The organism is Sphingobacterium phlebotomi (genome assembly GCF_008180195.1).
Taxonomy (GTDB): domain Bacteria; phylum Bacteroidota; class Bacteroidia; order Sphingobacteriales; family Sphingobacteriaceae; genus Sphingobacterium; species Sphingobacterium phlebotomi.
The window spans coordinates 90,437-114,551 of the sequence record NZ_VTAV01000006.1; the positions used below are offsets into that span (position 1 = coordinate 90,437).

Sequence of the window (24,115 nt, forward strand, 5' to 3'; positions counted from 1 at the left end):
TCACTTCCAAAACGGATAGCGTAAGCGGAAATTCTCTTTCCGTTGTTCTGTACGATACATCAACAGGCCGAAATGGAATAGATTAATAGATACCACAACGTCCGTGCTTTGCACCAGTTGCTGCCATATCCATTTTGTTTTGCGGCTCCGAAAAGGTTCATGTACGATAATCACCTTTCCTTGACGAACAGCTTCTGTTATCTCATCAACAGTATTGCTCCTTAAATCTGCAAACAGGGCCTCAGCCTGGCCCGACTGTCCTAAATAATCCAGTTCCTCTACATGCATATAGGTCAATATAGCTAAAAGCAAGTTTCTATATTTGGGATTGAAATCTGACGGAACTGCTATCGTGTGCGGCTGCACACGTGAAACGTGATAAATAACATGGGAAGCCAAACCATACACGAAAGGAGAATGGGTGCCGTGTCGGCTATTGGAGACAAAAAAATGCCGTATCAGATCCCAGTAGTAACGCATGCTACAAAGGTAGTATTTAGTATGAAGTTACGGCATGAACTGCAACGAAAATGTACTCCCTTTTCCCTCTTCACTTTCCACAAAAAGGTTCCCTTTATGCAGGAGCATAATCTGCTTACTGAGGGTCAGTCCTACCCCACTGCCCGATTTTTTGGTCGTGAAAAACGGCGTGAATATTTGCTCCTGAATATCGGGAGACATCCCTCGCCCATTATCTTGGATTTTGATAAACACGTGGTCGTCTCTTTTCAATCCCGCTATACTGATATAAGGTTCAGCACAATCCTTAACCGCTTCCATGGCGTTGAGCAACAGATTAATCAAAGCCTGTTCCACTAAGTTAATATCCGCACGAAGAACCAAACGTGTATCCTTCAAAATGATATCCAAATCGATGTTCTTTTGTAATAGCGTAGGTTCAAGTAACTGATAGATACTTTCGAAAAGCACCTTTAATTGTATATCTACAAAATTAGGTTCGTCTACTTTATTAATCAACCGATAACTCTTGGCGAACTGTAAAAGCCCTTCACTGCGTCGCTTGATCGTATAGATGCCAAGTTTAAGATCTTCTATATCTTCTTCGCCGTATCCTTGTTCTAAACGGGCGTGCAATGTCTCCGCCAACGAGCTGATCGGCGCAATGGAATTCATAATCTCATGTGTCAATACCCGTAGTAATTTGTGCCAAGCCCTGGTTTCCGTTTCGTCTATTGCCTCGCTGATATTTTGGTAAACGACAATCCGAAACGTTCCTTCCTGCGTGGAAAACGTGGAACCATGCATGAGTAACTTAATTTTTCCCATGGCGAAGCTCACCGATTCCACCTGCTGCTTTCCTAGTTTCATGTGAATTGTTTTCTCATACAATTCGGGGTGGCGTTTTGTCAAGCCATGGATATTTCCGATGTGCGGCGTTCGAAAGAGCTGCTTAAAAGCATCATTAATCCACATCACTTTTCCGGTATCCTCCTGGTAGAAAATGATAGCCGAATCCAACATATTAAGAACCTTATTGAGGTATTGATGCTGGATTTCCTTATCCATGCTGATACGCTTATATACCTCGTTAATAGCATTGAATGCTGCAAACAATCTCCCTTCAGCGGATTTCGGGTTTCTGATAACAAACCGTCGGGTAAAATCACGGTAGCGTACTGCTTCGGAGAAATCGAGTAGTTCCTTGATTAGTTTTCGCTGCTTACCTAACCATCGAAAGCCAAGCAGAAGAAGCACTATAAAACTTACCATTGCCGGTAAATACCATTTCAGAAAGCATAAATAGGCTATTCCCACCGCAACGAATAATAAGAACAATACTTTCCAGAAGAAAAAATCCCGCAATCGCCCCATTTATCAAATATTATATTTCTCCATCCGCCGATACAATGCCGCTCGCGTTAATCCCAACTCGCGTGCTGCTTTACTGATATTGCCATTATAACGTTCGATTGCAGATTGAATGGCATGACGCTCCATTTCCTCCAAGCTCTGATTAGCATAAGTGGGTTCATGCAATTTACTGCTCTCCTGTATGGCTTGTTCAATTGGTGAAAACAAAATATCAATATCCCGTACACTTTGTTGCTCCGCCATAATAACTGCGCGCTCAATACTGTATTGGAGTTCACGAACATTCCCCGGAAAATGATAAGCTTTTAATTTTTGCAGGGCATCACGCTCGAGCCCCTCCATATGTTTATGATACTTCCGGTTGTAGAACTCTAAAAAATGATTTGCTAATAACACAATATCCTCTCCTCTTTCTCGTAAAGGAGGTACCTGTATTTCTACTGTATTGATACGATATATAAGATCCTTACGAAATCTACTTTCATCGGCTAGTGCTTTTAAAGGCACATTGGTCGCACTCAACAATCGGATATCCACCGGGACAGGTTGATAAGAGCCTAACGGTACGACTTGCCGGTTTTGCAAAACACTCAATAGTTTCGCTTGTTGTTGCAGGCTTATATTGCCTATTTCGTCCAAAAATAAAGTACCTCTGTTTGCTGCCTCAAAACGCCCTTGTCTGTCTTCTCTCGCGTCCGTGAAAGCACCTTTTTTATAACCAAATAGCTCGCTTTCAAAAAGTGTTTCGGTCAATGCTCCTACATCCACTTTAATATAGGTCTCCCTTGCTCGCAAGGAGCGTCGGTGCATAGCCTGTGCAATCAAGTCTTTTCCCGTTCCGTTCTCTCCCAATATTAAAATATTTGCTTCGGTCGGTGCAACTTTATCCATTTTATATTGCAGGTCTTCCATCACCGCCGAACGACCTATCAAGTCGTTATCTTGTCGAAGTGCCGGTATTATTGTTTTGTCTTGCCCTTTCGTTTGTTTGGTTTCTTCGAAAACGGTCCCCAATGTGTGCAACAGATGTTCATTTTGCCAGGGCTTTACGATAAAATCAGATGCTCCCTGCTTGAGTGAACGCACCGCAAGATCGACCGCGCCATACGCCGTAATCATAATCACCTTGATATGTGAATACTGACTTTTGATTTTACCTAACCAAAACAGACCTTCGTTACCCGTATTGATAGCACTCTTAAAATTCATATCCAACAATACCATATCAATAGCGTTCCGTTCCAACGTACGAAGGATATTTTCGGGATTAGGTTCAACTATTATCTGTTTTACTTTCGGCCTTAATAAAATGCGGACGGCCGTTAGTAAATCCTGGTCATCATCAACGACTAAAATGGAAGCTTTTTTCATCACAAAACTAAGGTAACCTATCTTTTTAAATTACAAATCTAATGTTCCTGCGTAATAATCATTAATATATTTTTGCATTATCCATTCGTATTGTTTAATCACCAATGCATTTCGGGTATTGTCCAACTTGTTTTTTGCTGTCAGAAATATAACAGAGTTACTATTTCCGGCATCAAAATGCACTTGTGCAATACGGAAAGCCTCTTGATAGCTTTGTTCTTGCTCACGCAGGTTATTGACATTTTCCCGAAGTGTTTTCATACTAAACACGGCTTTCGCAGTCTCTTCCCGTAATGCATTTTCCCGGATCTCCCGCTCCCATCTTACCTCATCCAAGTCCAATTTCGCCAGCTTCACTTGCGTCCTTACCCTCATTTTATTAAAAATCGGAATACGTAAGTTCAGCGAAACGCCTTTTGCAGGATAATTCCTAAACTGTTGCCAATAATTAAAACCAGATTCATCAATACTCGAAAAACGGGACTGAATAGAAGCAGCCAGTGATAACGATGGATAATAATCCGATTTAGTCACTTTTATTTGCTGCTGGGCTTCCTTGATACGCCAATCCAACGCCTTAAATTGCGGTAAGACGTTCATCGCTGTGCTATATAGCTCATCGCTGGAATAACGTTTCTGATCAATTGAAAATGGCAATGGTTCAAGTTCCGGCAATTCCTCCATAGTCCTATTCAGTAGAGCCGCTAAACGCAATTGTCGATCGTACAACACTTGTTTGTTTGTTTCCAACAGATTCTGATCGGTACGTAATTGCCCTTTTAGGTCGTAGAAATCTCCCGGATCTGCCGCTCCCTCCCACTGCATGACCTCCATCCGATCCACATTTTCTTGCGTTACCGCCAATTGTCCCTCCATCTGCTGCAACATATCCTGCGCCGTTAACACCAATACGTAAGCTTCGATAACATCCAGTTTCAATTCATTCACAGCACTTTCAAATTCAAACTTTCCTGCTTCCCGGGCACTCGCCCTGCGCCGGATGTCATGCAAAATTTGGAATCCATTGAATATCGGCGCACTGAGAAAAAGTGATTGTCCCCCGGAATAGTAACTCGTGTTCACAAATTGATTGGTCGTGGCATTAACACTACGCCCTTCGTTATATCCATGTTCTATATTTCCTTCCAAAGATGGCAATCGATTATAGTGTGCTTGCTTGTAATTTACTTCATTTCGATATAAGTTCAATTCCGTTTGCTTCAATGTTGGGTTATGCTCAACCGCCAATCGTACACATTCGGTAAGGGACAAACGCGCAGAAGTTTGTCCCATCACCGAAATGGTGCTGCTATAACTGATTATAAACACAACAGTAACGATAACAAAATTTTTCATCCACAATGTTTTCACCATCCTTTCCATAGCACGTGCCAAAAACATAACAACCTAAAATAGAATAAAATATAAAAGAGAAATGTAACGACGTGTCCGTTATCGAACAGTTGCTGTTCACCAGCGTACAATATGCTTGCCTTTCTTTTCCCTTGATGGAAAAGAAACAAAAGATCAAGACTGAATATGGTTCTGCTATTTTTCTTCGTCTATTCCTAAACAAAATAAACTCGCTCCGCTCAGACAGTATTTTGTCCTATGCGGAATAGCCTTCAGAAAAATGGTCGCAGAACAATATAAGGTCATTTTAATTCGCGGCATCGGTATCAATTATTGAACGCGTTCATCTACGCAATGTACTATCCCCTCCTTAACCCTAAATGTCGCATCCGGATTTTTGACAACTGTAGAAATCCTCTCCTTGCACTTTCCCTCCCTGTCAAACATCCGAAGCGACGAGCTTTATGGACAAGTGTTAATTTTAGTGTCCATGAGCTCACTTCGTTCGGTTTTGTTTCTTTTTCGCGGAGAAAAAGAAAACAGAAAGCATTATTTCCAATTCTTAAAGAAGAATTTCCTTATGCGTCACATTCTGTTTGGAATCTTTCTAAATAAACCGCATCTTTACATCAGTTTAAAATGATTCTAAATAAGGTCATAAATAAAAATACACTTTTCTATTTCTCTCTCTATTTCTACTGGCTTCCCTGCTCTCCTCAATTAGCATGGGAGCCGTAGAAATTCTTTTTTTTATCTAGCCTTATATCCCTGTTCATCACCGAACAGCTGACTGTCCGAATACGAACACCTTTCAAGCAACATTTAAAATAAACATCTACATATAAGCAACTTACAATATTGGCATAGCTTTGTATAAGTGAAAGTATACAAACATAAATTTCTAATTTTTTAATGGACAGACCAATACAACAGAAGAAATGGAATAGCAAGCGAATTTTAACGCTCGCCGGTATTGTTGGAATCATCACCTTAATCGGTGCAAGCTACTATTTCACCAGTGGAAATAGCCGTTTGAATGTTGATGCCGACCGCATCAGTATTGTCGAGGTCAAAGAAGGCACCTTTCAAGAATTTATCCCTATTAACGGAACGGTGTTACCTATTAGCAGTATCTATTTAGATGCTTCTGTTGGTGGACGCGTAGAAGAAAAATATGTGGAAGACGGGGCCGTACTTAAAAAAGGAGATCCGATCATGCGTTTGGCGAATACGGATCAAGAGCTGAGTTTGGTACAACAAGAAACACAGGTCCTCAACTTATTAACGCAAGCACAAATTGCGCGTACTAATGCAGAACAAATGTCTATTAATAACCGTAACCAAATGGCAGATGTGCAGCAAGCATTCCGTGAAGCGGAGCGCGTGTATAATCTAAACCAGAAGTTATTTAATGAGAAAGCTATTGGTTCGCAGGAATACGAAAAATCGGTTAACGAATATAATTATCAAAAGCAACGTGTAACATTGACCAAACAAATCCTCCGACAAGATTCCATTTCCAACAACCAGAAAGCGCTTCAAGATCAAAAGACATACGAACGTACGCAAAGCGCATTGGATCTCATGCGTAAGAAAGTAGACGATCTTATTGTGCGCGCACCGGTAGACGGGCAGCTAACATCTTTTGACGCTGAAATCGGTCAAAATAAAAATGTTGGCGAGCGACTCGGGCAGATAGATGTCTTGACGGGTTTTAAAGTACGTGCTGACATTGATGAACATTACATCAATCGTATCTTTACCGAACAAATAGGTGAATTTACCTTGAGTGGGAAAGTCTATAAGCTGAAAATCAAAAAAGTGTACACACAAGTTACGAATGGACGCTTTCAAGTCGATATGGAGTTTGATGGAGAAACACCTTCCAGTGTACGTCGCGGACAGACTTTGCAAATCCGACTGGCTTTGAGCGATGAAACAAAAGCATTGCTGCTGGCAAAAGGAGGTTTTTATCAACAGACAGGTGGAAATTGGATTTTCAAACTGGATAAGAACGGGAATACCGCTTATCGGGCCGATATACAGCTCGGCCGACAGAATCCAGAATATTACGAAATAATTGGAGGTTTACAACCCGGCGACAAAGTTATTGTATCGAGTTACGAAACATACGACAAGATACAGGAATTGAATGTTAGATAGGACTATAAAAACTGTAAAGATAAACCCATAGCGGGCTACAAAGTAAATCATAAACATCATGATAAAAATAACAAACCTACAAAAATATTACCGCACCGAAGAAGTAGAAACAGTTGCGTTGAATAACGTAAACATTCACGTAAAAAAAGGTGAATTTGTGGCTGTCATGGGGCCTTCGGGTTGTGGCAAATCAACCCTCTTGAATATTGTTGGGTTATTAGATGATCTGGACGAAGGAAGTTATTTATTCAACGGTACCGAGGTCGCTAAATTCAAGGAGAGTAATCGTTCTAACCTGCGTAAACATAACATTGGTTTCGTATTCCAAAGCTTTAACCTGATCGATGAACTGACCGTATTTGAAAATGTAGAACTTCCTTTAGTTTACACGAAAGTACCAGCTGTGGAACGCAAACGGCGTGTAGAAGAGGTATTGGAAAAAGTACAGATTATGCATCGGCGCAACCACTTTCCACAGCAGCTATCAGGAGGTCAACAACAACGTGTCGCGGTTGCGCGGGCGGTTGTCAACAATCCAAAACTCATCTTAGCCGATGAACCGACTGGTAATCTGGACTCAAACAACGGCAACGAAGTCATGCAGCTATTGACCGAACTGAACGAGGCGGGCACGACTATCGTCATGGTAACACACAGTGAACATGATGCAAAATTTGCAGACCGCGTCATCCGTATGTTGGATGGACAGGTCATTATGGAAACAACAGAAGTTTAGATTCATAGATGAGGACGATTGTCTGGGGAGAAGATAAATACTAAGAAATGATAAAGAACTATTTTAAAACCACATGGCGATACCTTTGGCGCAACAAGCTCTTCACCGTCTTGAATATCGTCGGACTTTCCATCGGCATCAGCGCCTGTTGGATGATATTCAGCATCGTGCATTACGAATTTAACTTCGATAAGGATATACCGGATGCAATAGATATTTATCAAATCGTATCCGAAAATGAATTTGAGGGCAAAAAAGGTGGCTTCGCGGGCATCCCCTTGGGCATGGCACCTTTATTGGCGGATGAATCCCTGGATGGCACATTGGTCGTACCAATTTATAGCCAATATATCGAGCGTTTATCTATACAGCAAGAAGACGAAGAAGAGCCTTTGATACTGGAAGAGCAAACCGGAATTATAGGTACGCGGACGACTTATTTTGACCTGCTTCCTTATGAGTGGCTTGCTGGCAACGCCAAAACAGCTTTTGCTGCACCCAACAATATCGTGCTGACGACCGACAGAGCAAAGCTGTATTTCCCCAAAAGCCATCCGACCGATCTTATTGGCAAGGTAATCATACGTGATACGACACAATTGGTTGTATCAGGCGTGGTCAAAAGTCTTCCTTTTCCTAGTAGTTTTAACGCTCAGGTCTTTATGCCCATTCCCGAAAAAGAATGGAGCAACCACGACTGGTTGGGGATGAATTCCAATCATACTCTCTATGTGAAAGCGAAAAACCAAGCATCCCTCCAACGCTTATTGGATGTGGTGCATAAACGCTATAAGGAAACGGCATACGAAGAGCATGCTACATTGGGCGTTAAAATACAATTCGGGGCATTCCCATTAGTGGATAAACACTTTGAAAGGCAATACGATCCCGAGGGAATCAGCACCGACAAAAAGGTGATTTACGGCCTTATCGCCATTGGCGGATTCCTACTTATTCTGGCGTGTATCAATTACATTAACCTCAGCACCGCACAGGTGCCACAACGTGCCAAGGAAATCGGCATCCGCAAAACATTGGGCGCAAGACCGGTTTCGCTAACGGCAAATTTTATAGTAGAGACCCTGTGCATAACATTTTGCGCCTTGTTGCTGTCGGGACCATTAGTACTCTTTTTTCAACGGGCATTTCCGGAGCTCATGCCCAACGGAATAGAGCACTTCGACAACAGTCTCCCAGTGGGGATATTCCTTCTCGGATTGATCCTATTAATTTCATTTTTCGCCGGTCTCTACCCCGCCTATCTGATCAACAAGGTACGTTCGATAGAAACCTTAAAAGGTAAGGTAGAGACGAAAATCAAGGGAACCCGTCTTACCTTGCGTAGATCCTTGATTGTGTTTCAGTTTATCATTGCACAGTTTTTTATCGTGAGTGCGTTGATCATCGAGCAACAATTGGATTACACGTTGAGGTCGGACCTGGGATTTGTACATGATGCCATTGTGAATATCCGGATGCCTTATAAATCGTATCAAAATAACGATGTCGATCCTTTTCTGTACAAACAGGCCCTGAAGAAATATCCCGAAATAGCGGGTATCGCCATGGGACACGAACCACAGAGCGATAATCATTGGGGCAATTTGTATTATTACACAGCAGACACTGGGCGTATCCAATTGCATATCCCACGAAAATACATCGACAACGATTACCTCAATCTTTACCAAATAGAGTTGTTGGCGGGACGCAATATCCAACAGACCGATACCATGCGCAATGTCATGGTCAACGAGACTGCTCTTAAAGCAATGGGCTTGCCGTCGCCGGAACAGATCATCGGGCAGTACCTTATACAGCACGAAGGCGCCAGTCTCCGCGTGGTAGGTGTGTTCAAGGATTTCCATCAAAAATCCTTGCGCACCGAAATAGAGCCTTTGCTATTGGGTTCTTCCCAAGATCCAGGGGAACTCCAAATATTCCACATCAAAATGCCGAATGACCGAAGACAATGGAAAAAGACGCTGGCGACGATGGAAAAAGAATGGAAAACCTTTTATCCGAATGCACCGTTCGAGTACAAGTTTGCCGACGAAAATATAAAAAACCTCTATGAAACCGAACACCGCACCGCGAAGCTGATTGATCTGGCTACCGGGGTTACGATTTTTATCAGTTGCCTCGGTTTGTTTGGTCTAGCGACACTTACCGCATTTCAACGTACCAAGGAAATCGGTATCCGTAAAGTGCTGGGCGCTTCGGTGACGGGCATTGTAGGCTTGTTGTCCAAAGACTTTGTCCAGCTGGTGGTTATCGCCATTGTTATCGCATCGCCCATCGCCTGGTATGCGATGAACAATTGGTTGGCCGATTTTGCCTACCGCATTGCTATCCAATGGTGGATGTTTGCGCTGGCAGGTTTGCTGGCCGTAATCGTTGCGTTGCTCACGGTGAGCTACCGGGCAATTAAAGCCGCAAGGGCTAACCCAGTAGACAGTTTAAGGGATGAATAAAATAGCTTGAAGGATGAATTGATAATAATGTAAGGAAACGAATAAGATGATCAAGAACCACATAAAAATAGCCTGGCGAAACCTTTTGAAAAACAAAGGAAACTCCACGATCAATATTCTCGGTTTAGCATTGGGTATGAGCATAGCGCTCATTATAGGATTATGGATCAACTCGGAAATAAAATATGATCGTTTTTATTCCAAAACTGATCGCATAACGCAAGTGTACACATTGGATACCTTTGAGGGAAAATCCCATACATGGGGAAGTACACCTGCAATTTTGGGCCCGATCTTAAAACAGGAGCATCCGGAAATCGAGGAAGTGGTTAGAACTGCCGATGTCAACCATCTCCTACATGACGGAGAAAAACGCTTTAAAGCCTCGGGTACCGTTAGCGATCCTGGGTTTTTCAAATTATTTGATTTCCCTTTTTTAGCAGGCAATCCGGAAAATGCGCTCAACAAACCGGACGCGATCGTCTTGACCGAATCGTTCGCCAAGAAGTTGTTTGGACACACGGATGTAATAGGCCGAACATTGAGCATAGAGAAATTTGCTTCCATGACCGTGCAAGGTGTTATCGAGGACATTCCCCGTAATTCTACTTTCCACGACAATGATTTTTTTTGTTCTTGGGATTTTTTAAAAACAGCCGGCTGGACCTTCAATGATTCCTGGACGAGCTACAATCATCAAACATATGCCTTATTGAAAGAGGGTTCTTCCCTATCTGCTACCAATCAAAATATCGCCAATCTTGTCAAGAACCACACCAACAATCAGGTAAAAGCGAGCATTTATCTTTATCCAGCAAGCCGGTGGCACTTGTATGATAAATCGGAAAATGGAAAAATGGTTGCTGGCAATATTATTACCTTACGCATGTTCGCCTTAATCGGGCTTTTCATTCTCCTCATCGCGTGCATTAACTTTATCAATCTAAGCACCGCAGGAGCTGAAAGACGCGCTAAAGAAGTCGGCGTACGCAAAGTCGTCGGTGCCCCGAAGAAAACGCTTATTCAGCAATTTTTATTAGAATCGTTCCTGACAACAGGTCTTGCGGGTATCATCGCCTGGTTGCTCACCATGATAGGACTTCCTTTCTTTAACAGCCTTATCAATAGCAACATCAGTATTGGCGATCAACCCTTTGTATTTTGGGGGCTTTTGATTACGGTTATAGGTATCGCCACCCTAGGTGCTGGTACATACCCCGCTTTCGTACTGTCAGCTTTCGAACCGATTAGAAGCTTAAAGGGGAATCTATTATCTCCGAAAGGAAATTTCAAACCCCGAAAAATATTAGTGACATTACAGTTTACCGTTTCTATCTGTTTAGGCATCTGCACTATTATTATCGGCCAGCAGATACATTATGGGCAAAATCGCGCAAGTGGCTATGATCAAAAAAATCTCGTTTATACCGCTTTGGAGGGAGGTTTAGGGAAAAATTATGAGATCGTACGTCATGAGCTCATACAACAGGGAATTGCCAGCAGTGTCGTTAAATCAGCAGGACGTATTACATCTTATAATAGCAATAGCTGGGGTTATTATTGGCCAAATGCGCAACCAGAAGACTACGATGTAACTTTCAACACCATGAGTACAGATGCCGGTTTCACACAAACAATGGGGATTAAGTTACTGGCGGGAAGGGATATTGATATTTACGCACACCCCTCTGACTCCAATGCCGTCTTATTAAATGAAGCGGCTGTAAAGCGTATGAAACTTACCAATCCGCTAGGCACATCCATTATAGAAGGTAAAGGGACTATATACGAGACGACTTGGAACGTGGTTGGTATCATAGCCGATTTTATACTGCAATCACCCTATCAGGATATTGAGCCGATGATGGTAAAAGGCCCCGCCAGTTACTTTAGCCATATACATATCCGGTTAAATACGGCAAACAGTTTACTTTCCAATATGGATCAGCTCCAAGCGATATTAAAAAAATACAATCCGGATTATCCGGTAGACATCCATTTCGCCGATGAAGCATATGCGCTGAAATTTAAACAACAAAAACGTACCGCGACTTTAACTGCGTTATTTTCGGGATTGGCCATTTTTATTGCTTGTTTGGGATTGTTCGGGTTGGTTTCTTTTGCTACAATACAGCGGCAAAAGGAAATTGGCATTCGAAAAGTATTGGGTGCTTCGGTCGCCGCGATTGCCGCGATGCTGTCGAAAGACTTCTTAAAGTTGGTTGTCTTGGCCATCGTCGTCGCCTCCCCTATTGCCTGGTGGATTATGCATCAATGGTTGCAGGATTTTGTTTATCGGATAGACATACAATGGTGGACATTTTTCTTTGCCGGAGCTCTAGCTATTTTAATTGCCTTATTTACGGTGAGTACGTTAGCCATTAAGGCCGCACGGGCGAATCCCGTGGATTCGTTGAGGGACGAATAAAATAGTATGACGATGCATAACTAAGATGAAAAAGATGATACGAAATTATATAATAGTCGCTTGGAGAAATATAATACGGCAACGATCTTTTGCCTTCTTAAACATTGTGGGTCTTGCTGTCGGTCTCGCTGCGAGCATGCTCATATTATCTTGGGTACAGCATGAGCGCAGTTACGACAGCTTCCACGTGCATGCAGATCAGCTATACCGTATAACAGCAAAGCTGGATCGAGAAAATTTTAAGGCTGCTGTCTCCCCTTCCCCTTTAGCACCTGAACTCAAAGAAAGAATATCCGAAGTAGCGGACTTCGTACGCATAACCGTGCCTCGAACCCATTATTTCGAATACAACGATGACCGATATGAAGAAAAAGCCGTTATCTACGCCGATACCAATTTCTTTAAGGTATTCACTTTCCCGTTTGTTTCTGGCGATATAACCGCTGCTTTGCAACGCCCCGATGGGATTGTCATTACAGAACGTATTGCTAAAAAGTACTTCAACAAGGAAAATCCTATTGGAAAAGTCTTAAAATTTGATCACACACAACAAGTCACCGTAACAGGTGTATTAGCGGACATCCCATCTCATTCTCATCTCCAATTTGATTATGTTCTTCCGCTAACTTTTCTAAACAAAGACCATTATCTCTATCCTAATGACGATTGGGGGCATTTCATATACTATAGTTATCTTCGGCTCCAGCCACATCGTTCCGCCATGGATACCGGGCTTCCAGTTTTAGAACAGCGTATTACCGAAATTTACCGGGAACATGTAGAGGGTTCTTTATTGAAAACAAGCTACCAATTACAGTCCTTAAAAGATATACATCTTCATTCCCAAAACTTGCAGGTGGAATTGGCTGAACGGGGAAACTATCAATATGTTAATACCCTGTTTTTTGTCGCTATTTTCATACTTGCCGTAGCTTGTATTAATTTCATGAATTTAGCGACGGCCCGTTCCGCCCGACGCGCCAAAGAAGTAGGCTTGCGTAAAGTCATCGGCGCGAACCGTCTGCAGCTTATTTTACAGTTCTTGGGTGAAGCGTTAATGATTGTTTATTTTTCCTTTATCCTGGCTATCGGCTTGGTATGGATCTCCCTTCCCCTATTTAACGAACTTGCAAACACCACCCTTGACGCTGTTTTTTTTCATCCCACATTCCTCTTTCTTGCTGTGAGCGTTGCCACAATTACTGGTTTAGTAGCCGGCATTTATCCCGCCGTATATTTATCAGGATTTGTACCTGCAAAAGCGCTAAAAGGCGTATTCTCCGGTACAGGAAACGGGAATCTAGTATTTCGCAATACACTTGTCGTTGTGCAGTTCGTCGTTTCCATCACGCTACTAATGGGTACCATATTGGCTTATCAGCAATTGAATTACCTCAAGAACAGAAATCTTGGATTCGATAAATCGGGCCTGCTATACGTTCCGATGGTCGGTAATATCTGGGGACAGCAACAAGCCTACAGAAATGCACTACGCGATAATCCGCTAACAGCAAATTTCTCCGTGACGGACGATGTGCCTACCAATCTGCGTAGTGGCACCATTGATTATCATTTTGAGGGTAAAGAACCTAACTCTTCCCTTATTCTACCAACGATGGATGTAGATGAGCACTTTCTGGATGTTTTCGACATGAAATTAGTAGCTGGTCGCAGCTTTTCTCATCAATTTGGAAACGATTCGAGCAATTATGTGGTTAACGAAACTTTGGTAAACATCATGGGCTTATCACCTCAGGAAGCCTTAGGCAAACCTTTTACACTTTGGGACAAGAAAGGAATGATTATAGGGGTGGTGAAAGATTTTAATTTTAAACCTGCGAGTCAAGTTATCGAGCCCATCGTCCTCAAATACAACGACTGGGGAGGAATGGTGGTCGTGAAGACCTCGTCACAACAGCTAGTGGCTACACGCAACGCATTAGAAGAAATCAACACGAAGTTAAATCCAAACTTCCCATTCTCTTATGGCTTTGTGAATCAGGATTTGGAAAGGCTCTATCTCGGTGAACAACGCTTGAGCAACTTGTTCAATTTCTTTGCCATGTTGGCGATTTTCGTTTCCTGTCTCGGTCTATATGGCCTATCATCTTATATTGCCGAACGACGCGCTAAAGAAATTGGCATTCGAAAGATAATGGGTTCTTCGTCGGTTAGCATTTTCTATTTATTATCTAAGAGCTTTTTGGCTTTAGTGGCGATAGCAATCTGTATTGCGCTACCGCTTTCGTGGTATGCTGGCAACACGTGGCTGGCATCCTTTGCCTACAGAATAGACGTCCACTGGAGTATCTTTATACTAGCTGCTGGCGTAGCCACCACAACCGCAATGGTAACAACAAGTTATCAGGCTTGGAAAGCCGCCCGAACTAATCCAGTAGACAGTTTAAGGGATGAGTGAAATAATATAACGATGTATACTTAAGACTAAAAAGATGATACGAAATTATATAAAAATCGCCTGGAGAAACCTCAAAAGGAACAAGTTGTTTTCATTGATTAACATTTTGGGCTTATCTCTCGGTATATCGACATGTTTCATCATTATGCTATATGTGCAAGACGAGCTGAGCTACGACAAGTTTCACGAGAACGCAACGAATATAGTCAGAATAGTCTTCCGTGCAGATATAAATGGCGGCAAAATAAACGAGAGCGTAACGATGGCACCCGTTGCGCAGACTTTGAAGAATGATTTCCCTGAGGTCAACGATGCAACGAGGCTACTCGACTATGGTCATCCAAAAATATCTTACAAAAACATCGTGTTTAAAGACCTTCGGCTTGCATTCGCTGATCCTAATATCTTTGACATTTTCACGTTGCCCATGATAGAAGGAAATCCGGAAACCGCTTTACTCGAACCGCACACCGTCGTTATCACCCAATCGACTGCGAAGAAATATTTTGGAGCGGAAAATGCGATAGGAAAAACTATTTTATTGACCGCAGACGATGACCAACCCTATCAAGTAACGGGTGTTATAAAAGACATACCTTCCAATTCACATTTTCATTTTGACTTATTTGGCTCGATGACGGGTTTTGCAGATGCCAAATCCGATTCGTGGATGTATGGTGGATTTCACACCTATCTCCTATTAAAACCGGGCAGTGAAATAAAAAAGATGGAAGCCCGATTCCCAGAAATGGTAAGAAAATACATGGGACCACAAATACAACAACAGATGGGATTGAGCTTGGAACAATTCACGACGAAAGGCAATAGGCTTGGATTCGCCTTGCAACCCCTAACCGATATTCATCTCAACGCCTTCACAACGACCGAATTTGAGTCAGGTGGCAATAAAATGTATGTGTATATCTTTGGAGGGATTGCACTTTTTATGGTCGTAGTGGCCTGCGTCAATTTTGTTAACCTTTCTACCGCCAATGCATCTAAAAGGGCTAAAGAAATAGGCATACGAAAAGTCGTAGGCTCAGACAAACTTCAGCTCGTCAAACAATTTTTATCAGAATCTATCTTCATTACATGTTTATCACTGTTCATTGCGTTTGTCTGGATACAGCTGGCTTTACCTATATTTAACAATATCGCAGCAAAAGATTTAAGTTTTGATGCTAAACCTATTTTTGCCTTTATCGGTTTGGGCATGTTGGTCGGCATTGTCGCCGGTATATATCCGGCTTTTTACTTATCCTCCTTCAAACCAATCGCCGTTCTAAAAGGAAAGCCCACAACCCGTTTCAAAAATTTTAATTTAAGAAGCCGCTTGGTTGTTTTCCAGTTTACCATTTCTGTGGTGTTAATTATTGGTACGATTGTCGTCTATCAGCAGATGAAATACATACAAAACAAAGACCTTGGATTTGATAAGGAGCAACTCCTCACTATTCCAAATTCATACGCATTAGGTAGGAATGAGCAAGTGTTTAAGCAGCAACTATTGCAAGATTCAAGAATCGTAAATGCAACGGCGTCATGGTATAAACCGGCAGGACCGAGTCACTACAACAATGCGCTAGCCTATGCGCAAGGCAACGATAAAAATGTTGTAAACGGTGTAGATTACCACGTGGATGAGGATTATATACCGACCATGGGCATGCATATTCTTAGCGGCAGGAACTTTTCGAAAGATTTTGCGACGGACTCCACCGCTATTATTTTAAACGAAACGGCAACCCAAGCATTTGGTTGGAATGCATCGACAGCAATAGGTAAAACGATTATCAGGCAAAACAGTGCTAAAGGTGATCATGTCCCTTTTCGTGTCATTGCCGTTGTAAAGAATTTTAATTTCAAATCGTTACATGAAACGATCAGCCCTTTGTACATGACCCTACACCCGGAAGGTGGACTAATATTTAAGATAAAAACAACAGACGTTGCGGGTCTACTATCAACCATGAAAGAACATTGGGACAGTTATCAAACCGAGGAACCCTTTACATATGCCTTTATGGATGATCTTTTTACCAAGGCTTATACCGCAGAGCAAAAAACATCCGTTATCCTTCATATTTTCGCTGTACTGACCATACTTGTTGCCTGTCTTGGCCTATTCGGCTTAGCCACCCATACCGCAGAGCAGCGCACTAAAGAAATCGGGATAAGAAAAGTATTAGGGGCCTCTGCCATACGGGTTACGCAAATGTTGGTCAACGATTTTTTGAAACCTATCTTAATTGCGTCAGTTATTGCATTTCCTGTGGCGTGGTGGGCCATGAATAGCTGGCTCGAGAATTTTGCGTATCGTATCGATTTAGCATGGTGGATGTTTGCGTTAGCAAGCGGAGTCGCTTTTACTATTGCTATTCTGACTATATGTACACAAGCTTTTAGGGCCGCAAGTGCCAATCCAGTAGACAGTTTACGAGATGAGTAAAAACTAACATCATGATCAAGAACCATATAAAAATCGCTTGGCGGAATATTAGAAAAAGCAAAGTATTAAGCGGGATCCATATTTTTGGATTGTCCTTCGCCATCGCTACGGCTACATTGCTCTATCTCACAGCCATGTTCGAACTGTCATACGACAATTTTTATCCCGAGCGCGAGCGCATAGGTTTAGCGTATACCACAAGTGAGCCGGAAGAAGGGATAACGCATAGTGCAACCATGCCCGCACCTTTCGCCACATCGCTGAAGTCGGAATTGCCAAGCATAGAGCTTATCAGTCGTTATTACAACACCAGCGTCATCCTGCGTCATGGCGATAAACAATTTGCATCCAGTAATAAATACGTAGATGCCGATTTTCTCTCTATATTCAGTTTTCCCCTACTCCATGGGCATCAAAAAGCATTGGAAAATTTAAATGGAATCGTGATAGACGGAACTATGGCGAATAACCTCTTTGGGACGACGGATGTTGTGGGTAAACAAGTAGAGATTTCCCGAGGAGAAGGGTGGGTACCCCGAACCATTACGGCAGTCATTGCGCCTCTTCCTTCTAATTCTAGCCTGACGTTTACCAGTTTACAGCGTTTTGAGCAAAAAGCAGATTACCAAAGTCGCATCGACGATTGGGGGCACGAGGATCATTCAGTGTTCGTAAAAATGACCGGCAAAATAAACGATGCTGCTTTTACGCAGCAGACAAAATCGTTTATAGATCGTTATTATAAAGACAACAGCAATATGCTGAAACGAGACGGGGCAAAGGTCGATAAAAATGGTGCCTATATTTCCTTGCACCTGTTACCCCTAGACCAATATCACCGAAATGATCTGGGATTGGGACAAGCGAAATCCACCCTATTCCCCTGGATATTATTAATAATCGCCGCACTCATACTATTTATCGCCTGTTCTAATTTCATCAACTTGTCGCTGGCAAATTCCATCACGCGCACCAAGGTGATCGGTACGCGGAAAACACTGGGAGGTTCTACCATTCAACTCATCGGACAACTGTGGACAGAGTCGTTGATGCTTTGCGTGATCGCCTTGGTAGTTGGTCTTGGACTAGCCGCCGTACTCCTACCCGAATACAATGCCGCTATGAACGCTCAGCTGAGCCTATTGCAGCTGTTTTCTCCAATCAATCTACTCTTTTTCATCTTAATGTTTGTACTGCTCACGCTTTTTGCCGGCGGATATCCAGCATGGCGGCTGGCCCGCATTAATATTATCCATAGCTTGAAGGGTACAGCGACCGTCAAAGGCGGTGGCTTACGCAATAGTTTAACCGTCGTGCAATTTGCGATAGCCATCGTCCTGATTACAGCGACCATCGTCATCAGTACGCAATTACACTATATCAGTGAACGTCCATTGGGTTTCAACAAGTCGGAGGTGATCAGTATTCCGATTGGCGACGGTGTCGATCCGGAGTCCGCCTTACAAAAAATGCGCGTCAAATTAGCATCACAACCTTGGGTGCAGGGCGTAAGTGCTTCAGATATCAACTTGGGTCTTGGTCGGGATGGCAATAACTCGAACAGCAGATTTGGCTTTGATTATGACGGGAGGCAGATATCGACAAACTTCATGCGTGTGGATTACGACTACCTAAAAACTTTGCACATTAAATTAATTGCCGGCCGTGATTTCGATCGTTCGTTTTCGTCGGATACCGCGGCTGTATTAATTAATAAACAGATGGCGGCACAGCTTGGCGGTCCAGAAAAGGTGTTGGGAAAGACTTTATCGATGGATGGCGCCCCACAAATCATCGGCATCATCGATGATTTTAACTTTAAGGATCTACGCAATAAAGTAGGACCATTGACACTTTCGATCAATCCGCGTATCTTCAACGTGGAGTATATTTTTGTACATGTAAAGACGAGCAATTTACGTGAAACGCTGGCACAGGTGGAAAATATATGGAGGGAAATAAACCCCAAAGCAGACATCGCAGCATCTTACCTCGATGAGAATACGCAAAACATGTATAAGGATGAAAAGCGCTTTGCGCAGATCATTATTGGTGGTGCTTTGGTTGCTATTGCCATATCCTGTTTAGGACTTTTTGCCTTGGCGTTGCTAACGATTAACCAGCGTGTAAAAGAAATCGGTATCCGAAAGGTACTCGGTTCCTCCGTTTCGAGTATTGTTCTACTGCTTTCGAAAGACTTTGTGAAATTAGTTATATTGGCTTTCGTTGTTGCCGCACCACTATCCTGGTGGATGATGAAGCGTTGGCTTCAAAATTTTGCCTATCACATAGATTTGCAATGGTGGATGCTGGTATTAGCCGGTGTAGCAACCGTTATCACCGCATTGCTTACGGTCAGCTTCAAAGCTGCACAGGCCGCCCGCGCCAATCCGGTGGATAGTTTGAGGGATGAGTAAAAAACTAACAAAATGATAAAGGTATAGGGTTAGAATTGACTTCCGTTGGAGCTTTTCGCAAAGCACTAAAAGATTTACTATCCGTAACTTTGCAGGTGAGTGGCATGATTTCACCATAACAGGGGAAATGAAACCCACTGTACAAAATTCGGTCATGGTGACGTACATAAAATGCTAACTTCATTTAGCAAAATTTACATTGTTTTGTTAAGCTTAGTTAACATTTATTTATTATTTTTGTAAACAAGAGCTTACAAAATGGAAAAATTAAAGATCAAATCCATCTTTCTTCGCGAAGAAGTGGAAACTATACACATTCGCCACCTCTATTATCAAATTGATTGGTCGGATCGGCTGGTAGGGATATTAGGCGCAAGAGGAACAGGAAAAACAACTCTTTTACTTCAACGGCTGAAGTTGAACTTCCCGGACGATGACGCTGCGTTGTATATCTCTCTAGACGACATCTACTTCGCAAGCAACAGCCTTATTGCGTTAGTAGAAAATTTTAGGTTACGAGGAGGTAAAATACTATTTATGGATGAGGTACATAAGTACAACGGCTGGGCAAGGGAGATCAAGAACATTTATGATACTTATAAAGATATTTATATTGTATTTACGGGGTCTTCCGTCATTGACATTTACCAACAAGAAGCCGACCTTAGCCGACGGACGGTTTTCTACGAGTTAACAGGGCTTTCCTTTCGGGAATATTTACGTTTTGCGGATGTTTATGCTGCAGAGACAATAGGTTTATCGGATATACTAGATCATCATACGCAAATCGCGTTAAAATTAAGCAAAGCCTTCAAACCGATCCTACATTTCGAGGCTTACCTCGACCACGGTTATTATCCATTTTTTAAGGAAAACCTTCGTACCTATTTCTTACGCATCGAGCAGGTTATCCGATTGATCGTCGAAACGGAACTACGTTTTGTTGACGGATTTGATATTAACAACAGCAATAAAGTAATGCAATTGCTTGCCATACTCGCCGAAAATGTTCCTTTCAAGCCCAACATCAGCAAATTAAGTGACAAGATAGGCATCAGCCGTCAAACGGTGACCCAATACTTACATTATTTGGAAAAAGCTCGGCTGATTAATCTGTTGAATGCCGCAGGTGCGAGCATAAGCACCTTACAAAAACCGGAAAAGGTGTATTTAGAAAATCCGAACCTACACCGCGCTATCGCTTCCGGCGAAGCCAATCAAGGTAGTCGTAGGGAATCGTTTTTGCTCAATCAGCTTCGCAATGCCAAACATGAAGTTTCACTACCCGCTACCGGTGATTTTTTAGTGGACCGCAGGATAACAATCGAAGTCGGGGGTAAAGCCAAAGGCCGAAAGCAAATCGAGGGAGTTGAAAATGCTTTCATTGCGGCAGATGATCTTGAGGTAGGAGTTGAAAACAAAATTCCGCTTTGGCTTTTTGGTTTTTTGTACTAACCGCCTGTCCGCCACCGAACGATCACTGTTCAATATCGAACACCTACAAAAAACAATTGATCTAAATCATTAAAAAACAATAACTTGCAATTATGGCTTATCAATTGTATAAGGAACAATGTGGGATAGAAAAGGAGGACATCTATAATCATAAATAAAAATGATAAAGATATATTTTAAAACAGCGCTGCGCCAAATCACAAAATATCGGTTTCATTCTATACTCAATGTAGTGGGTCTTGGTCTGGCTATTGCTACTTGCTTGTTTATCTATGCGTTCAATACTTACCAACTGAGTTTTGACCGCTTTCATCCCCACGCCGGGCGCACCTTTATTGTGGTGGAAGATTTGCATCTCGACCATACGGAACACAACAAGGGTGGTTCTTATGCAATGTATGATGCTATCCGACAAGAACTCCCCCAAGTGGAAAAAGCGGCGCTGTACATAGACAAGCAGGATTTTACACTAAAAATTGGCGATAAACTTCGAAAAACAGAAGGTAAAGCGTGTTTTACCTCTGCTGATTATTTTGAAATCATGGATTTTCGATGGATAGCCGGGAGTCCGCAGCAGCTGGACGAGCCGGCAACAGTAGCTTTAACAAAGACCATGGCAAAAAATTTCTTTGGTGACGAGGAAGCCATCGGACAAACAATATGAGTAGAAAGCAAATTCCCTGTAACGGTGGTCGGTATTATTGACGATAGCCGGAAGAACTCCGATTTCCGGTCAGAACTATATTTTTCACTCGCCTCTGTAAATGAATTCCGGGAGAGCGCCTTCTTTCATAATTGGGGTTATACCAACTCGGCCAATAATATCCTGCTGACCTTACACCATGCCGATGAAAAAGTGGGTGTAGAAAATAGTATCCGGGAGCTGATAGCGCAGCACTGGCATAAGGATGTACTGGAATACTACTCCTATAAACTGCTGCCGTTGACGGCTTTCCATTTCGATATGGATTATGGAAAGGCTACGCAATTTTCTCTTTTAGGGGTCCTGACCGTGATCGCTATTGGCATCTTGTTTATGGCCGCCATTAACTACACAAATATGGTGTCCGCCCAACAGCTCTATAGAAGCAAGGAAATGGGAATAAGAAAGGTACTGGGAGGTTCAAAACGACAAATGTTCCTGCAGTTCCTGATCGAATCGTTATTGGTCTCCTTTTTGGCGTTGTTATTGGCCTGGTTCTTTCTGTGGATAGCAATTGACTGGAGCAACCATTATCTGTTCACCAACGAACCCTTACAGGTATTATCGATCCCGAAATTATTTTTCACTTCGATTACCATTTGGTTTTCCATCTGTGCGATAACAAGCATCTTTCCCGTATTTTTTCTTCATAAAACGCGGATTCAGATTGCACTAAAAAAACAGGTCGCGGACAACTGGGGATTAGGACGGAAAACATTGATTGTCTTTCAAAATGTACTTGCGTTAATCTTAATCGCCGCTACCATTGTTATCGTTAGCCAGGTTCGTTATCTCAAAAACACCGACATGGGTTTTGACAGGGAAACGGTACTTATCTTTCCCCTGAAGAGCGAAATGCGGGACAACACGGAAAAAATAACCGCCTATCTCCAACATCGCCATGATATACTTGCTTTCACATTTTGTGATAATCCCCCATCATACGATAAAGTTTGGGGAGGAACTTTTAAGTTTGACAACAGGGCAGAATGGGAGACTTGGGCGCCACGTTATGCTATCGGGGATTCCTCCTATATAAAAACATTTGGTATTCAATTGTTAGCCGGTCATAATTTTAAAGACAACGAACAGCATCCAGAGTTTTTAGTGAACGAAAAGATGGCAAAGAACCTAGGCTATCAAGATTATCATGAAATCATCGGAAAAGATTTACTTGCAGGCGGCCTAAATGATAAATCGCAGGGAAAAATCGTTGGCGTAGTCCGGGATTTCAATACCAATTCTCTAAAAGAAGGTGTATCACCCACCGTTATAGGGTATAATAAGATACGTATCAAAAATCTCGCAATAAAATATAGCGGAAATCATCCCGATCAATTGCTCCGTGATTTGGAAAACGAGTGGAAGCAGTGGTATCCAAACGAGCTTTTTGATGATAAATTTTATGATGAACAGATCGGCAATCTGTATCAAAAAGAAGCCTTATTGGAAAAATTGATATGGATAGCGGCGGCTATTTCCATTATCATAAGTTTCTTAGGCTTTCTGGGATTATTATCCATTATGGTTGTGAAACGTACCAAAGAAATAGGTATCCGGAAAGTACTAGGTGCTAGCATAACGGGTATTACCCTTTTATTATCAAAAGATTTTGTTAGGTGGGTTTGTTTGGCGTTTCTTTTTGCCATTCCCATAGGGTGGTATCTCCTGGGTAGATGGCTGGATGGTTTCGTTTATCGAATAGAATTGCAATGGTGGATGTTTGCGCTTACGGGCTTTATCGGTCTATTCATTACATTGATAACCATCAGTGTTCAAACCGTCCGGGCGGCAAAAACTAATCCGGTGGATAGTTTAAGGGATGAGTAGTCTCTCGACAATACAAAGCTCCTATATACGTTTTTGTATGTGATATCTCCAGCAGACGATGCGGCTATACATCGGCAACGATTCACAGGTGATTCGCACATGCTTAAATAATGAGAGCAGGTGAGTCCATGTTCTCTCCATCTTTAATCCATGTTGAGTCCACGCACAACATGTAACAAGGTGGATAGATTTCCCCAGCATGATCCGTACACCTTCTATTGTAGGCGAAGCACTAGTGACACATGGATAAGGCAATATACCCGTATTATCGAATAGCCCTGCCGAGATGCTTCAAAATTAATTTGGGATACTATTATTATCCGCATCAAAATCTTTATTGAGCATAGCAAATAACACCCAAATAGATATTTGCGCAAACAAAATATATAAAAATATTAATGTATTATTTGTTTAAAAATAAAAACTGTTGTATATTTGACCATGAACCAACTAACTTTATTGTATGACAGCTAAGTTTAGTTAC

Annotated in this window: 14 protein-coding genes; 10 read left to right on the top strand and 4 right to left on the bottom strand. The window is 42.3% G+C overall.

Annotation, left to right across the window (positions count from 1 at the left end; genetic code table 11):
* From FXV77_RS11015 to FXV77_RS11030, 4 genes are read right to left on the bottom strand one after another with little or no spacing between them, the layout of a single operon-like run.
* The gene (locus FXV77_RS11015; protein ID WP_148919282.1) at positions 1-480 is read right to left on the bottom strand and encodes a hypothetical protein; all 480 of its coding nucleotides are present in this window, start codon (positions 478-480) and stop codon (positions 1-3) included.
* 27 nt (positions 481-507) lie between these two features.
* Entirely contained in the window at positions 508-1,833 is a 1,326-nt protein-coding gene (locus tag FXV77_RS11020; protein ID WP_148919283.1) for a sensor histidine kinase, read from the bottom strand.
* A 3-nt stretch (positions 1,834-1,836) separates the two neighbouring features.
* Entirely contained in the window at positions 1,837-3,204 is a 1,368-nt protein-coding gene (locus FXV77_RS11025) for a sigma-54-dependent transcriptional regulator (RefSeq protein ID WP_148919360.1), read from the bottom strand.
* A 30-nt stretch (positions 3,205-3,234) separates the two neighbouring features.
* Positions 3,235-4,560, bottom strand: a complete 1,326-nt coding sequence (locus tag FXV77_RS11030; protein ID WP_187444099.1) for a TolC family protein — start codon at positions 4,558-4,560, stop codon at positions 3,235-3,237.
* Positions 4,561-5,469: 909 nt separating this feature from the next.
* Here FXV77_RS11030 and FXV77_RS11035 point away from each other — a divergent pair.
* The 10 genes from FXV77_RS11035 (at position 5,470) to FXV77_RS11080 (ending at position 23,631) form a co-directional block, all read left to right on the top strand.
* Positions 5,470-6,720, top strand: coding sequence for an efflux RND transporter periplasmic adaptor subunit (locus tag FXV77_RS11035; RefSeq protein WP_148919285.1), 1,251 nt, complete (start codon positions 5,470-5,472; stop codon positions 6,718-6,720).
* A gap of 58 nt (positions 6,721-6,778) precedes the next feature.
* Positions 6,779-7,456: an ABC transporter ATP-binding protein gene (locus FXV77_RS11040; protein ID WP_148919286.1), complete on the top strand. Its 678-nt coding sequence runs from the start codon at positions 6,779-6,781 to the stop codon at positions 7,454-7,456.
* Between the two features lie 47 nt (positions 7,457-7,503).
* Entirely contained in the window at positions 7,504-9,930 is a 2,427-nt protein-coding gene (locus FXV77_RS11045; RefSeq protein WP_148919287.1) for an ABC transporter permease, read from the top strand.
* Between the two features lie 46 nt (positions 9,931-9,976).
* Positions 9,977-12,358 (top strand): ABC transporter permease, encoded by a 2,382-nt coding sequence (locus FXV77_RS11050; RefSeq protein ID WP_148919288.1) that lies wholly within the window; start codon positions 9,977-9,979, stop codon positions 12,356-12,358.
* Between the two features lie 34 nt (positions 12,359-12,392).
* Positions 12,393-14,777: an ABC transporter permease gene (locus tag FXV77_RS11055; RefSeq protein WP_148919289.1), complete on the top strand. Its 2,385-nt coding sequence runs from the start codon at positions 12,393-12,395 to the stop codon at positions 14,775-14,777.
* Positions 14,778-14,811: 34 nt separating this feature from the next.
* Positions 14,812-17,226 carry an ABC transporter permease gene (locus FXV77_RS11060; protein WP_148919290.1) on the top strand — a complete coding sequence of 805 codons (2,415 nt, stop codon included), beginning with the start codon at positions 14,812-14,814 and terminating at the stop codon, positions 17,224-17,226.
* Positions 17,227-17,237: 11 nt separating this feature from the next.
* Positions 17,238-19,643 carry an ABC transporter permease gene (locus FXV77_RS11065; RefSeq protein ID WP_148919291.1) on the top strand — a complete coding sequence of 802 codons (2,406 nt, stop codon included), beginning with the start codon at positions 17,238-17,240 and terminating at the stop codon, positions 19,641-19,643.
* Positions 19,644-19,901: 258 nt separating this feature from the next.
* Positions 19,902-21,098, top strand: a complete 1,197-nt coding sequence (locus tag FXV77_RS11070) for an ATP-binding protein (RefSeq protein ID WP_148919292.1) — start codon at positions 19,902-19,904, stop codon at positions 21,096-21,098.
* Between the two features lie 160 nt (positions 21,099-21,258).
* Positions 21,259-21,762: an ABC transporter permease gene (locus tag FXV77_RS11075; RefSeq protein WP_148919293.1), complete on the top strand. Its 504-nt coding sequence runs from the start codon at positions 21,259-21,261 to the stop codon at positions 21,760-21,762.
* 24 nt (positions 21,763-21,786) lie between these two features.
* On the top strand, positions 21,787-23,631 hold the full coding sequence (locus FXV77_RS11080) for an ABC transporter permease (RefSeq protein ID WP_148919294.1): 1,845 nt from the start codon (positions 21,787-21,789) through the stop codon (positions 23,629-23,631).
* The last annotated feature ends 484 nt before the right edge of the window (positions 23,632-24,115 follow it).